We start from the raw sequence: 14,297 nt of genomic DNA on the forward strand, positions 1-14,297 counted from the left end.
GCAGAACCGTAGGCCGGGTAAGCGTTAGCGCCACCCGGCTTTTGGGCACTTATTTAGAAATACGCTTGTACTTAATACGCTTCGGCTCCAGCGCGTCGGCGCCCAGCGTGCGTTTCTTGTACTCTTCGTATTCGGTGAAGTTACCTTCGAAGAACTCCACTTTACCTTCGTCCTGGTAGTCCAGGATGTGGGTCGCGATACGGTCGAGGAACCAGCGGTCGTGCGAGATAACCATTGCACAGCCCGGGAACTCCAGCAGGGCGTTTTCCAGCGCGCGCAGGGTTTCGATATCCAGGTCGTTGGTTGGTTCATCGAGCAGCAGAACGTTACCGCCCACCTGCAGCAGCTTCGCCAGGTGCAGACGACCGCGCTCACCGCCGGACAGTTCGCCCACGCGTTTGCCCTGGTCGGTGCCTTTGAAGTTAAAGCGGCCAACGTAGGCGCGGCTTGGCATCTCGGTGTTGCCGATACGCATGATATCCAGACCGCCGGAGACTTCTTCCCACACGGTTTTGCTGTTATCCATCGCGTCGCGGAACTGGTCAACGGAGGCCAGCTTCACGGTCTCACCCAGGGTGATAGAGCCGCTGTCTGGCTGTTCCTGACCGGACATCATGCGGAACAGGGTCGATTTACCCGCGCCGTTCGGACCGATGATGCCCACGATAGCGCCTTTCGGTACGGAGAAGGTCAGATCGTCGATCAGCACGCGGTCGCCGTAGGACTTACGCAGGTTGGTCACTTCAACCACTTTATCCCCCAGACGAGCTCCAGGTGGAATAAACAGTTCGTTGGTTTCGTTACGTTTCTGGTATTCGGTATTGTTCAGCTCTTCGAAGCGTGCCAGACGGGCTTTGCCCTTAGACTGACGGCCTTTCGTGCCCTGACGCACCCACTCCAGCTCTTTCTCGATAGACTTACGGCGCGCCGCTTCCTGAGACGCTTCCTGAGCCAGACGCTGATCTTTCTGCTCCAGCCAGGAGGAGTAGTTGCCTTCCCACGGAATACCTTCACCGCGGTCCAGCTCCAGGATCCAGCCGGCGACGTTGTCGAGGAAGTAACGGTCGTGGGTAATCGCCACAACGGTGCCTTCGAAGTCGTGCAGGAAGCGCTCCAGCCACGCCACGGATTCCGCATCCAGGTGGTTAGTCGGTTCGTCGAGCAGCAGCATGTCTGGTTTTTCCAGCAGCAGGCGGCACAGCGCCACGCGGCGGCGTTCACCCCCGGAGAGGTTCGCGATTTTTGCATCCCAGTCCGGCAGACGCAGGGCATCCGCCGCGCGCTCCAGCTGCACGTTCAGGTTGTGACCGTCGTGCGCCTGGATGATCTCTTCATACTTGCCCTGCTGTGCGGCCAGCTTGTCGAAGTCCGCATCCGGTTCGGCATATTTGGCATACACTTCATCCAGACCTTTCAGGGCGTTAACCACTTCGGACACCGCTTCTTCAACGGATTCGCGAACGGTGTGTTCCGGGTTCAGCTGAGGTTCCTGCGGCAGGTAGCCAATCTTGATGCCAGGCTGCGGACGGGCTTCACCTTCGATGTCTGTATCAATGCCGGCCATGATGCGCAGCAGGGTGGACTTACCGGCACCGTTGAGACCCAGAACACCGATTTTTGCGCCCGGGAAGAAGCTCAGCGAGATATTTTTAAGAATATGACGTTTCGGCGGGACAACTTTGCCGACACGATGCATGGTATAAACGAATTGAGCCACGTTGGACTTCGCCTCTTTTATCGTAATGAGAAGGAATTTCAGCCTCGAAGTGTAGCCTTTTTCCCGCCCTAATCCCAGCCAGGAACGTCGGGAGTGTTAAAACGCGCAAGAAAGGTAAAAAAGTGTCCATGACGTGGCGCGTTGCAGGATGCCTGGTTAGCATAAGTTAATGAGACTTTGACGTGGCAAGACGCTGCAATTGACGAAAAAACAATGAGGAAGAGCTTGTGGAAAAAGCCAAACGGGTGGTCTGGCGTCTGCTGGCTGCCAGCGTATGCGTAATGGCGGTAAGCCAGGCGGTGCATGCCGATTCACTGGATGAACAACGTAACCGGTATGCCCAGATTAAACAGGCATGGGACAACAAGCAGATGGATACCGTGCAGGCGCTGATGCCGACGCTCAAGGATTATCCGCTGTATCCGTATCTGGAGTATCGTCAAATTACGGACGATCTCATGAATCAACCCACCGTTACCGTGAATAACTTCATTCAGGCGAACCCGACCCTGCCGCCAGCCCGGAATCTTCAGTCTCGTTTTGTGAACGAACTGGCGCGTCGCGAAGACTGGCGCGGGCTGCTGGCGTTTAGCCCTGAAAAGCCGAATACCACCGAAGCGCAGTGTAACTACTACTACGCAAAATGGGCGACCGGCCAGCAGGAAGAGGCCTGGGCCGGGGCGAAAGAGCTCTGGCTGACCGGGAAAAACCAGCCGAACGCCTGTGATTCCCTGTTCGGCGCGTGGCGTGCTTCCGGCAAGCAGGATCCGCTGTCCTACCTTGAGCGTATCCGCCTGGCGATGAAAGCCGGTAATACGCGTCTGGTGACTGCGCTGGCGGGGCAGATGCCGTCCGATTACCAGACGATCTCCACGGCAGTTATTTCGCTGGCAAACGATCCCAACAGCGTGCTGACCTTTGCCCGCAGTACGGGCGCGACCGATTTTACCCGCCAGATGGCGGCGGTGGCTTTTGCCAGCGTGGCGCGTGACGATGTGGAAAACGCGCGGCTGATGATCCCGCAGCTGGTGCAGGCGCAGCAGCTTAATGAGGAGCAAACGCAGGAGCTGCGCGATATCGTGGCGTGGCGACTGATGGGCACCGATGTGACCGACGAGCAGGCGCGCTGGCGAGACGATGCGATTATGCGTTCGAACTCCACGTCGCTGGTGGAGCGCCGCGTGCGAATGGCGCTGGGTACGGGCGACCGTCGTGGGCTCAATACCTGGCTCGCCCGGTTGCCTATGGAGGCCAAAGAGAAAGATGAATGGCGTTACTGGCAGGCCGATCTGCTGCTGGAGCGCGGTCGTGATGATGAGGCCAAAGAAATTCTTCATACGCTGATGCAGCAGCGCGGGTTCTACCCGATGGCGGCCGCGCAGCGCCTGGGCGAGGAGTACACCTTCCGCATCGATAAAGCGCCCGCTAACGCGAATCCGGCGCTGACCCAGGGGCCAGAAATGGCGCGCGTTCGCGAGCTGATGTACTGGAATATGGACAACACCGCGCGCAGCGAGTGGGCGAATCTGGTGACCAGCCGCACTACCGATGAAAAAGCTCAGCTTGCCCGCTATGCGTTTGATAATCGCTGGTGGGATCTGAGCGTGCAGGCGACGATCGCCGGTAAGCTTTGGGATCATCTCGAAGAGCGTTTCCCGCTGGCTTACAAGGATCTGTTCGATCGCTACACCAGCGGCAAAGATATCCCGCAAAGCTACGCGATGGCAATTGCCCGTCAGGAGAGCGCATGGAACCCGAAAGTCCGTTCCCCGGTGGGCGCCAGCGGCCTGATGCAGATTATGCCGGGCACGGCGACGCACACGGTGAAGATGTTTAATATTCCTGGCTACAGCAGTCCGTCACAGCTTCTGGATCCGGATACCAACATCAACATCGGTACCAGCTACCTGCAGTATGTGTATCAGCAGTTCGGCAATAACCGCATCTTCGCGTCGGCGGCGTATAACGCGGGGCCGGGTCGCGTGCGCACCTGGCTCGGCAACAGCGCCGGACGCATCGACGCCGTGGCGTTTGTCGAGAGCATCCCGTTCTCGGAAACGCGCGGCTACGTGAAGAACGTGCTGGCTTATGACGCCTACTATCGCTACTTCATGGGGCAGAAAGACACCCTGATGAGCGATGCCGAGTGGCAGAGACGTTACTGATCGGCGTGGGTTGTGTTATGCTGTACTCGCTAAAGAGTACAAGAGGCAGCATAACATGACCCAGCATTCCCCGTATTCCTCGGCAATGGCCGAACAACGTCATCAGGAGTGGCTTCGTTTTGTGGAGCTGCTTCGCCAGTCTTACGAGCAGGATTTGCATTTACCCCTGATGCAGCTAATGCTCACGCCAGACGAGCGTGAGGCGCTGGGCACGCGCGTGCGCATCATTGAAGAGCTGCTGCGCGGCGAGATGAGCCAGCGCGAGCTGAAAAATGAGCTCGGCGCGGGCATCGCGACGATTACCCGCGGATCGAACAGCCTAAAGTCGGCGCCCGTTGAGCTGCGCCAGTGGCTGGAAGCGGTGTTGTTGAAAAACGCCTAACGATAGATCGCGTTATGGAACGGGCTTAACGCCAGGATCACCGCCTGGTGATAAACGCCTGAACGCGTCAGCGCACCGGCGGTAAAGACGCCAATCGCTCCTTCTTTACGGCCAATCTCATCAATGCCGGTGTACTGCGACATCACCGGCCCGAGCGCTTCACCCGCACGCACTTTTTCCAGAATGATCTCCGGCAGGGGCAGGGTGGCCGAACGCGCCTCGCCGCGCTGCTCGCGGCTTTCGATCACCACCCAGCTAAAGGTTGCGCCTTCGTCGATACCGGCTTCAATCGCCACCCAAAAGTCCGCATCCGGGGCCGCAGCTCTGGCATTTGCCACGCGATTTCGTGCGCCAGCGCGCGTTTCCTCGCTGCCAAACGGCTGTTCAGGAACGCCACTCTCGACGCCGATGGCCTCAATATGGCAGGATCCTGCGCCGAAGATCTCGTCAAATGCCCTTAGAATTGCCTGAATTTTGGCAGGATTAGTGGTAGCAGAGACAACATGGTGCATAATTAAGCTCGATTCAAAAAAAATTCATCGCAGTATAACGGAAAAAAAGCATGTTACAGGTATACCTTGTTCGCCACGGTGAAACGCAGTGGAACGCCGAGCGACGTATTCAAGGCCAGTCAGACAGTCCTCTCACTGAGAAGGGTGTGCAGCAAGCGTGGCAGGTGGCGGAACGCGCCAGAACGCTGGGCATTACCCACGTGATTACCAGCGATTTAGGTCGCACACAACAGACGGCGCGCATCATCGCGGACGCCTGCGGCTGTGACGTCATGCTTGAGCCGCGCCTGCGCGAGCTGGATATGGGCGTGCTGGAAAAACGCCATATCGATACGCTGACGGAAACGGAAGAGGGCTGGCGCCGCACGCTGGTAAACGGTACCGAAGATGGCCGTATTCCTGAGGGCGAATCCATGCAGGAGCTCAGCGTACGTATGCATGCCGCCCTGGCGGAATGCCTGAAGCTCCCGGCGGGAAGCCGTCCGCTGCTGGTGAGTCATGGGATTGCGTTGGGATGCCTGGTGAGCACCATTCTGGGACTACCGGCTTACGCTGAGCGCCGTTTGCGTCTGCGCAACTGCTCTATTTCCCGAATTGATTATCAGGAGAGCGCATGGCTGGCGTCAGGTTGGGTGGTGGAGATGGCAGGGGACATTTCGCATCTCGATGCCCCTGCGCTTGACGAACTGCAGCGTTAACGACGTATTGGAATCAAGAATTCCATACGCAGATTGATGGGGCCTTCTTCCGGTTTGGCATCCTGCGCCGGGTAGTAGCGCTCAATGTCCTGACCTTTACGGCGATTCAGATTCAGCATCGGCATGCAGGTTCCGTAAACGGTCAGGATGAACTCCTGAACGCCCGTTCCCAGCCCTTCATAGGCGAACATCACGTATTCACCGCCTTCCAGCACGACAGGTTTTGAACCTTGAATGTAGCCATTGGCCATCTCTGGAGTCAGCGCGGTGGTGTAGAACACCTCCTGCTCGTCGTCCTTTTCCTGGCTTGGGTGCGTTTCGTTGAGACCATACAGAATAGGCGGGATCGCCGGTGCGTGGCTCAGGAAGTCGCGCCAGAACTGGACGCGCATCTGATGACGGAACTCGGAAATCTGCTCCAGCGAACAGGAGTAGCTCTGCGTCGTGCCGATCAGATGGGTTTCCGGCAGGGTAATAATTTCATACTTCGGCATCGCGAACTCGCCCAGACGCAGCGGCGGACGCATGCCAAACGAGCTCCAGTCAGGCGAGCGACGATACAGCGCTGGCGTCAACGAGAACTGTTTTTTAAAGGCGCGGGTGAAGGTCTGCTGCGAATCGAAACGATATTGCAGGGCAATATCCAGAATCGGGCGCGCGGTCAGGCGCAGAGCCACAGCAGATTTCGATAAACGACGTGCGCGAATATAGGCCCCGATAGCATGACCGGTGACATCCTTGAACATCCTTTGCAGATGCCACTTGGAATAGCCTGCTTTAGCCGCCACATTATCCAGTGACAAAGGCTGGTCGAGATGACCTTCCAGCCAGGTGAGCAGGTCGCGAATAATTCCAGCCTGATCCATATACTATCCTCATCCTTAAAACAGCAGGTGCCTGATAACAGGTTAGCGGATAATAGCATTTTTTGATGTTTTAGCATTCAGTGTTTTTTTTGCGCTTTCATGCTTTTTGTAGGGCATTATGGGTAAATATATTCTAATCCTGTGATCTTGCTACATTTTTGTCTAAAGTGTTGAATAATCGCTCAGTGTAATTTTAAAGAATGGTAACAATATGAAATACAAGACTTTGCTCTTCACCGCGCTGATGTTGATGGCCGGGCGCGTCGCACAGGCGGAACAGATTGGTTCTGTCGACACCGTGTTCAAAATGTTTGGCCCGGACCACAAAATCGTGGTGGAGGCGTTTGACGATCCGGACGTGAAAAACGTCACCTGCTATGTCAGCCGTGCGAAAACGGGCGGTATCAAGGGCGGTCTGGGGCTGGCGGAAGACACCTCCGATGCGGCGATCTCCTGTCAGCAGGTGGGCCCGGTTGAATTGAGCGATAAAATTAAAAACGGCAAAGCGCAGGGCGACGTGGTATTCCAGAAACGAACCTCGCTGGTGTTCAAAAAGCTGCAGGTTGTGCGTTTCTATGATGCCAAACGCAATACGCTGGCTTACCTGGCCTATTCCGATAAAGTGGTAGAAGGTTCACCGAAAAACGCGATTAGCGCGGTGCCGATTATGCCGTGGCGGGAATAAAAAAAACGGCGCAAATGCGCCGTTTTTTAATGCGTTAACTGCGGGATTACTCCTGCAGGTCACCGCAGAAACGGTACCCTTCGCCGTGGATCGTGGCGATGATTTCCGGCGTATCTGGCGTAGATTCGAAGTGCTTACGAATACGACGGATGGTGACGTCTACGGTACGGTCGTGCGGCTTCAGCTCACGGCCGGTCATTTTCTTCAGCAGCTCTGCACGGGACTGGATCTTGCCCGGGTTTTCGCAGAAGTGCAGCATCGCGCGGAATTCACTGCGCGGCAGTTTATACTGCTCGCCGTTCGGGCTAATCAGCGAACGGCTATTGATATCAAGTTCCCAGCCGTTGAATTTGTAGCTATCGACGCTACGACGCTCTTCGCTGACCGTGCCCAGGTTCATGGTGCGGGACAGCAGGTTGCGTGCACGAATGGTTAACTCGCGAGGGTTGAACGGCTTGGTGATGTAATCATCCGCACCGATTTCCAGGCCAAGAATTTTATCAACTTCGTTGTCACGGCCCGTCAGGAACATTAACGCGACGTTCGCCTGCTCGCGCAGTTCGCGCGCCAGAAGAAGACCGTTTTTGCCCGGCAGGTTAATATCCATGATCACCAGGTTGATATCATTTTCAGAAAGGATCTGATGCATCTCTGCGCCATCGGTCGCTTCAAAGACATCGTAGCCTTCTGCTTCGAAAATGCTCTTTAACGTGTTGCGTGTTACCAACTCGTCTTCAACGATAAGAATGTGCGGGGTCTGCATGTTTGCTACCTAAATTGCCAACTAAATCGAAACAGGAAGTACAAAAGTCCCTGACCTGCCTGATGCATGTCGCAAATTAACATGATCGGCTTAACGTGACTAAAGTACGTAATTGCGTTCTTGATGCACTTTCCATCAACGTCAACAACATCATTAGCTTGGTCTTGGGTACTTTCCCTTTGGACCCGACAGTGTCAAAAACGGCTGTCATCCTAACCATTTTAACAGCAACATAACAGGCTAAGTGACACCAGACACCCAATAAAACTACGCTTCGTTGACATATATCAAGTTCAATTGTAGCACGTTAACAGTTTGATGAAATCATCGTAGCCGAATGCTAGCCTTTGTCACAATTTTTCAATAAACCAACTAGTTGCGGACATTGATTTATAAACGAAGCGAATCCAATCAGAATAGAGTATTCATGTTACTATTATCATTATAAAACATAGGGATAATAGTGTTCTGTTAACATTCTAACTGATTGTTCAGACACAGAATAGTTTAGCGTTTTTAATTTGTTATGAAACGCTATTTCGGTGATTTGTGTTGCAATTTTGTAAATTCGCGCTGCGTAATATGTTGAAGTGCATCACATTTTTACCGGCTAACTGATTAAAAAGAGAGCATAAATGCATCTGTCGATTGTACTGGTTGCACCAGCCAGAGCAGAAAATATAGGCGCAGCGGCGCGTGCGATGAAGACCATGGGTTTTACCGATTTACGTATTGTGGACAGCACGGCCCATCTGGAGCCAGCCGCCCGGTGGGTGGCGCACGGTTCGGGAGATATTCTCGATAATATAACCACTTACGCTACGCTTGCCGACGCGCTGCATGACATTTCGTTTACCGTTGCAACCACCGCGCGCAGCCGGGCGAAGTTCCACTATTACGCCACGCCTGCTGAACTGGTACCCATGCTCGAAGAGAAAAGCCAGTGGCTGGAGAAAGCCGCGCTGGTATTTGGACGTGAAGATTCCGGATTAACCAACGAAGAGCTGGAATTGGCGGACGTTCTTACCGGTGCGCCGATGGTGGCCGATTATCCTTCCCTGAATTTGGGCCAGGCGGTCATGGTCTATTGCTATCAATTAGCCTCCCTAATGCAAATCCCTCAACCTCAGCCAGAAGCGGCAAATGAAAATCAGCTGGCCGCGCTGCGAACTCGTGTGCAGGGGCTGTTATCGAGCCTTGGCGTCGCGGACGATCAGAAAATGGCCGACTGGCTGCAGCAGCGTCTTGGTCGTCTTGAGCAACGGGACACCGCCATGTTGCATCGTTTGCTGCACGATATTGAAAAAAAATTGGCCGAGTAAAATACTGCCATAAGTTTTTACTATGGCGAATAAGTCTGTCTGAACGGGTTGCGTTTGGGGTAATCGGATGAAAATAAAGCGGCACGCAGCGGGACCTGAGAGTCTCCCAAAATGTGATCAAATTAAAAATCCATTGACTTAAGGGGCCCGATCCTTTAACCCTAAAAGAATACAGCACAGACAGATAATAATGACAGAGTACACAACATCCATGAAACGCATCAGCATCACCACCATTACCACAACCATCATCATTACCACAGGTAACGATGCGGGCTGACGCGTACAGGAAAAACAGAAAAAAGCCCGCACCTGAACAGTGCGGGCTTTTTTTTCGGCTAAAGGAAACGAGGTAGAACCATGCGAGTGTTGAAGTTCGGCGGTACATCAGTGGCAAATGCAGAACGTTTTCTGCGTGTTGCCGATATCCTGGAAAGCAACGCCAGGCAGGGGCAGGTTGCGACCGTGCTCTCTGCCCCGGCAAAAATCACGAACCATCTGGTGGCGATGATTGAAAAAACCATCGGTGGCCAGGATGCACTTCCGAACATCAGCGACGCAGAGCGTATCTTCGCTGACTTACTGCAAGGCCTGGCAGAAGCGCTGCCTGGCTTCCCGCATGCGCAGCTGAAGTCTTTTGTTGAACAAGAATTCGCGCAAATTAAACACGTCCTGCACGGCATCAGCCTTCTCGGCCAATGCCCGGACAGCATCAATGCAGCGCTGATTTGTCGCGGTGAAAAACTCTCTATCGCCATCATGGCCGGCGTGCTGGAAGCGCGCGGCCATAGCGTGACCGTGATCGATCCCGTTGAAAAACTGCTGGCGGTGGGCCACTACCTCGAATCCACCGTTGATATTGCCGAATCAACCCGCCGTATCGCCGCCAGCAAAATTCCGTCTGACCACATGATCCTGATGGCTGGCTTTACCGCCGGTAACGAGAAGGGCGAGCTGGTGGTGCTGGGCCGTAACGGCTCCGACTACTCCGCCGCCGTGCTGGCCGCCTGTTTACGCGCAGACTGTTGTGAGATCTGGACTGATGTTGACGGCGTGTATACCTGCGATCCGCGCCAGGTACCGGACGCCAGGCTGCTGAAGTCGATGTCGTACCAGGAAGCGATGGAGCTTTCCTACTTCGGCGCCAAAGTACTTCACCCGCGTACTATCTCCCCGATTGCCCAGTTCCAAATCCCTTGCCTGATTAAAAACACCGGTAACCCGCAGGCGCCGGGTACGCTGATTGGCGCGAGTACCGATGAGGACGGACTGCCGGTGAAAGGCATCTCCAACCTGAACAATATGGCGATGTTCAGCGTCTCGGGTCCGGGGATGAAAGGGATGGTCGGCATGGCGGCACGCGTGTTTGCGGCCATGTCCCGCAACGGTATTTCGGTGGTGCTGATCACCCAGTCTTCTTCAGAGTACAGCATCAGCTTCTGCGTGCCGCAGGCTGACTGCCTTCGCGCCCGCCGCGCGCTGGAGGAAGAGTTCTATCTGGAGCTGAAAGAAGAATTGCTGGAGCCGCTCGCGATTCAGGAGCGTCTGGCGATCATCTCCGTGGTGGGCGACGGTATGCGCACCCTGCGCGGTATCTCCGCCAAATTCTTTGCCGCGCTGGCGCGCGCCAATATCAATATCGTGGCGATTGCCCAGGGCTCGTCAGAGCGTTCAATTTCTGTTGTTGTGGATAACGACGATGCCACCACCGGCGTTCGTGTGGTTCACCAGATGCTGTTCAACACCGATCAGGTCATCGAGCTGTTCCTGATTGGCGTGGGCGGCGTCGGCGGCGCGCTGCTGGAGCAGGTGAAGCGTCAGCAGGAATGGCTTAAGAAGAAACACATCGACCTGCGCGTCTGCGGGATCGCGAATTCCAGAGCGCTGCTGACCAACGTCCACGGCCTGAACCTGGAAAACTGGCAGGCCGAGATGAATGAGGCAAAAGAGCCGTTCAACCTGGGTCGCCTGATCCGTCTGGTAAAAGAGTATCATCTGCTTAACCCGGTCATCGTCGACTGTACCTCGAACCAGGCGGTGGCCGACCAGTACGCGGACTTCCTGCGCGAAGGTTTCCACGTGGTGACGCCGAACAAAAAGGCCAACACCTCGTCGATGGATTACTATCACCAGCTGCGTCTGGCAGCGAGCAAGTCGCGCCGCAAGTTCCTCTACGACACCAACGTGGGGGCAGGCCTGCCGGTTATCGAGAACCTGCAGAACCTGCTTAACGCGGGCGATGAGCTGCAGCGTTTCTCCGGCATTCTCTCCGGCTCGCTGTCGTTTATCTTCGGCAAGCTGGATGAGGGAATGAGCCTCTCGGAGGCCACCCGCGCCGCGCGCGAGCTGGGCTATACCGAGCCGGATCCGCGTGACGACCTTTCCGGTATGGACGTGGCGCGCAAGCTGCTGATCCTCGCGCGCGAAACGGGCCGTGAGCTTGAGCTTTCCGATATCGTGATTGAGCCGTTCCTGCCGGCAGAATTTGACAGCAGCGGTGACGTCAGCGCCTTTATGGCCAGGCTGCCGCAGCTTGACGACGCGTTTGCCGCCCGCGTGGCGAAAGCCCGTGATGAAGGTAAGGTATTGCGCTATGTTGGCAACATTGAAGAAGATGGCGTGTGCCGGGTGAAGATTGCCGAAGTGGATGGCAACGACCCGCTGTACAAAGTCAAAAACGGCGAAAACGCCCTCGCGTTTTACAGCCACTATTATCAGCCACTGCCGCTGGTGCTTCGCGGCTATGGCGCAGGGAACGACGTTACGGCGGCGGGTGTCTTTGCCGATCTGCTGCGTACCCTGTCATGGAAGTTAGGAGTTTAACATGGTCAAAGTTTATGCCCCGGCTTCCAGCGCGAATATGAGCGTCGGATTTGACGTGCTGGGTGCGGCGGTGACGCCGGTGGACGGTTCGCTGCTGGGCGATACGGTGACGGTGGAAGCGGCAGACAGCTTCAGCCTGAATAACGTAGGCCGCTTCGCCAGCAAACTACCGTCTGAGCCACGCGAGAATATCGTCTATCAGTGCTGGGAGCGTTTCTGTCAGGAGATCGGTAAAAACGTGCCGGTCGCCATGACGCTGGAAAAAAGTATGCCGATTGGCTCCGGGCTGGGTTCCAGCGCCTGCTCGGTGGTCGCCGCGCTGGTGGCGATGAACGAGCACTGCGGCAAGCCGCTGAACAACAACCGCCTGCTTGCCTTAATGGGCGAGCTGGAAGGGCGTATCTCCGGCAGCATTCATTATGACAACGTTGCGCCATGCTTCCTCGGCGGCATGCAGCTGATGATCGAAGAAAATGGCATCATCAGCCAGCAGGTGCCAGGGTTTGATGAGTGGCTGTGGGTGCTGGCCTATCCGGGTATCAAGGTATCAACCGCGGAAGCGCGTGCGATCCTGCCCGCGCAGTATCGCCGTCAGGACTGTATCGCCCACGGGCGTCATCTGGCGGGCTTTATCCACGCCTGCTACACCCGTCAGCCGCAGCTGGCGGCCAAACTGATGAAGGACGTCATTGCCGAGCCGTACCGCACGAAGCTGCTGCCCGGCTTTAACGAGGCGCGACAGGCGTCCATGGATATCGGCGCGCAGGCGTGCGGCATCTCCGGCTCCGGCCCGACGCTGTTCGCCCTGTGCGACAAGCCTGACACTGCGCAGCGCGTGGCGGACTGGCTCTCTAAACACTACCTGCAAAATCAGGAAGGCTTTGTTCATATTTGCCGTCTGGACACGGCTGGCGCACGAGTACTGGGATAATTAATGAAACTCTACAACCTTAAAGATCATAACGAGCAGGTCAGCTTCGCGCAGGCGGTGACTCAGGGACTGGGCAAAAATCAGGGGCTGTTTTTCCCGCATGACCTGCCGGAATTCCAGCTGACCGAGATTGATGACCTGCTGAAGCAGGATTTTGTCACCCGCAGCACCAAAATTCTGTCCGCGTTTATCGGGGATGAAATTCCGCAGGAGCTGCTGGAAGAGCGCGTACGCGCGGCATTCGCCTTCCCGGCGCCGGTTCAGCAGGTTGAGCCTGATGTTGGCTGCCTGGAGCTGTTCCACGGTCCGACGCTGGCGTTCAAAGACTTCGGCGGCCGCTTTATGGCGCAGATGCTGACCCACATCAGTGGCGACAAGCCGGTGACCATCCTGACCGCGACCTCCGGGGATACCGGCGCGGCGGTCGCCCACGCGTTCTACGGCCTGAAAAACGTCCGCGTGGTGATCCTCTATCCGAAAGGTAAAATCAGCCCGCTGCAGGAGAAACTGTTCTGCACCCTCGGCGGCAACATTGAAACCGTGGCAATTGACGGCGATTTCGATGCCTGCCAGGCGCTGGTCAAGCAGGCCTTCGACGACGAAGATCTGAAGGTGGCGCTGGGTCTGAACTCCGCCAACTCCATCAACATCAGCCGTCTGCTGGCGCAGATCTGCTACTACTTCGAAGCGGTGGCGCAGCTGCCGCAGGACGCGCGCAATCAGCTGGTGATCTCCGTGCCGAGCGGTAACTTCGGTGACCTGACGGCTGGCCTGCTGGCGAAATCCCTGGGTCTGCCGGTGAAACGCTTTATCGCCGCCACCAACGCTAACGACACCGTGCCGCGCTTCCTGAAAGACGGTAAGTGGGCGCCGAACGCCACGCAGGCGACGCTCTCCAATGCGATGGATGTGTCTCAGCCGAACAACTGGCCGCGGGTGGAAGAGCTGTTCCGCCGTAAGATCTGGCGTCTGGGCGACCTGGGCTATGCTGCGGTGACGGATGAAACCACCAAATCCACCATGCGCGAGCTGAAGGCGGTGGGGTATACCTCTGAACCGCACGCGGCGATTGCTTACCGCGCGCTGCGCGATCAGCTTAATCCGGGTGAATACGGCCTGTTCCTGGGAACCGCACATCCGGCGAAGTTCAAAGAGAGCGTGGAGGCGATCCTGGGCGAAACGCTGCCGCTGCCGAAAGAACTGGCCGAGCGTGCCGACCTGCCGCTGCTGTCCCATGAGCTGCCGGCGGACTTTGCGGCGCTGCGTAAGCTGATGATGACCCGCGCGTGATTTTTGTCGGGTGCGGCTACGCCTTACCCGACCTACAACTGATGATGACGCGTGCGTGATTGTGTTGCCCGGTGGCGGCTTCGCCTTACCGGGCCAACAAAGACGAACAAACCGTAGGCCGGGTAAGCGAAGCGCCACCCGGC

14 protein-coding genes and 1 other annotated feature are annotated in these 14,297 nt (G+C 56.3%); of the genes, 10 read left to right on the forward strand and 4 right to left on the reverse strand.

Translation table 11 applies throughout. The features are described from left to right. Positions 1-49: 49 nt before the first annotated feature. The gene (gene ettA / locus HMPREF3143_RS09370; protein WP_021240576.1) at positions 50-1,717 is read right to left on the reverse strand and encodes an energy-dependent translational throttle protein EttA; all 1,668 of its coding nucleotides are present in this window, start codon (positions 1,715-1,717) and stop codon (positions 50-52) included. 227 nt (positions 1,718-1,944) lie between these two features. On the opposite strand from ettA, the gene sltY reads away from it, so the two are divergent. After that, the gene (gene sltY / locus HMPREF3143_RS09375; RefSeq protein ID WP_070532840.1) at positions 1,945-3,882 is read left to right on the forward strand and encodes a murein transglycosylase; all 1,938 of its coding nucleotides are present in this window, start codon (positions 1,945-1,947) and stop codon (positions 3,880-3,882) included. A gap of 55 nt (positions 3,883-3,937) precedes the next feature. Continuing rightward, a complete protein-coding gene (gene trpR / locus HMPREF3143_RS09380) occupies positions 3,938-4,264 on the forward strand; it encodes a trp operon repressor (RefSeq protein ID WP_021240574.1) in 327 nt (108 codons plus the stop codon). Here the strand turns inward: trpR and yjjX are convergent. Continuing rightward, entirely contained in the window at positions 4,261-4,776 is a 516-nt protein-coding gene (gene yjjX, locus HMPREF3143_RS09385; RefSeq protein ID WP_008502058.1) for an inosine/xanthosine triphosphatase, read from the reverse strand. The two genes, trpR and yjjX, sit on opposite strands and share 4 nt — an antisense overlap. A 50-nt stretch (positions 4,777-4,826) precedes the next feature. Between yjjX and gpmB the strand changes: the two genes are divergently transcribed. Further along, positions 4,827-5,474, forward strand: coding sequence for a 2,3-diphosphoglycerate-dependent phosphoglycerate mutase GpmB (gene gpmB / locus HMPREF3143_RS09390; protein WP_008502057.1), 648 nt, complete (start codon positions 4,827-4,829; stop codon positions 5,472-5,474). On the opposite strand, the gene robA is transcribed toward gpmB, so the two are convergent. Continuing rightward, on the reverse strand, positions 5,471-6,340 hold the full coding sequence (gene robA, locus HMPREF3143_RS09395; protein ID WP_008502056.1) for an MDR efflux pump AcrAB transcriptional activator RobA: 870 nt from the start codon (positions 6,338-6,340) through the stop codon (positions 5,471-5,473). The genes gpmB and robA overlap by 4 nt on opposite strands. 211 nt (positions 6,341-6,551) lie before the next feature. Here robA and creA point away from each other — a divergent pair, with 211 nt between their 5' ends. After that, positions 6,552-7,025, forward strand: coding sequence for a protein CreA (gene creA / locus HMPREF3143_RS09400; protein ID WP_023293322.1), 474 nt, complete (start codon positions 6,552-6,554; stop codon positions 7,023-7,025). 46 nt (positions 7,026-7,071) lie between these two features. Here the strand turns inward: creA and arcA are convergent, their stop codons facing one another. Continuing rightward, positions 7,072-7,788: a two-component system response regulator ArcA gene (gene arcA, locus HMPREF3143_RS09405; protein ID WP_003856501.1), complete on the reverse strand. Its 717-nt coding sequence runs from the start codon at positions 7,786-7,788 to the stop codon at positions 7,072-7,074. A 95-nt stretch (positions 7,789-7,883) separates the two neighbouring features. Between arcA and yjjY the strand changes: the two genes are divergently transcribed. The 6 genes from yjjY (at position 7,884) to thrC (ending at position 14,154) form a co-directional block, all read left to right on the forward strand. Further along, positions 7,884-8,024, forward strand: a complete 141-nt coding sequence (gene yjjY, locus HMPREF3143_RS25585) for a YjjY family protein (protein ID WP_085928893.1) — start codon at positions 7,884-7,886, stop codon at positions 8,022-8,024. Between the two features lie 399 nt (positions 8,025-8,423). Continuing rightward, complete coding sequence (locus HMPREF3143_RS09410) at positions 8,424-9,110, forward strand: tRNA/rRNA methyltransferase (RefSeq protein ID WP_008502053.1); 687 nt, start codon at positions 8,424-8,426, stop codon at positions 9,108-9,110. A gap of 211 nt (positions 9,111-9,321) precedes the next feature. Continuing rightward, complete coding sequence (thrL, locus tag HMPREF3143_RS24700; protein WP_015572623.1) at positions 9,322-9,390, forward strand: thr operon leader peptide; 69 nt, start codon at positions 9,322-9,324, stop codon at positions 9,388-9,390. Then, positions 9,329-9,446 (forward strand) — a sequence feature (Thr leader region). (Overlaps the previous gene by 62 nt.) Positions 9,447-9,470: 24 nt before the next feature. Continuing rightward, entirely contained in the window at positions 9,471-11,933 is a 2,463-nt protein-coding gene (thrA, locus tag HMPREF3143_RS09415) for a bifunctional aspartate kinase/homoserine dehydrogenase I (RefSeq protein ID WP_070532843.1), read from the forward strand. 1 nt (position 11,934) lies between these two features. After that, complete coding sequence (gene thrB / locus HMPREF3143_RS09420; RefSeq protein WP_021240567.1) at positions 11,935-12,864, forward strand: homoserine kinase; 930 nt, start codon at positions 11,935-11,937, stop codon at positions 12,862-12,864. Positions 12,865-12,867: 3 nt separating this feature from the next. Next, a complete protein-coding gene (gene thrC, locus HMPREF3143_RS09425; protein ID WP_032654931.1) occupies positions 12,868-14,154 on the forward strand; it encodes a threonine synthase in 1,287 nt (428 codons plus the stop codon). Positions 14,155-14,297: the final 143 nt, after the last annotated feature.

This window comes from Enterobacter sp. HMSC16D10 (assembly GCF_001807145.1).
Taxonomy (GTDB): domain Bacteria; phylum Pseudomonadota; class Gammaproteobacteria; order Enterobacterales; family Enterobacteriaceae; genus Enterobacter; species Enterobacter roggenkampii.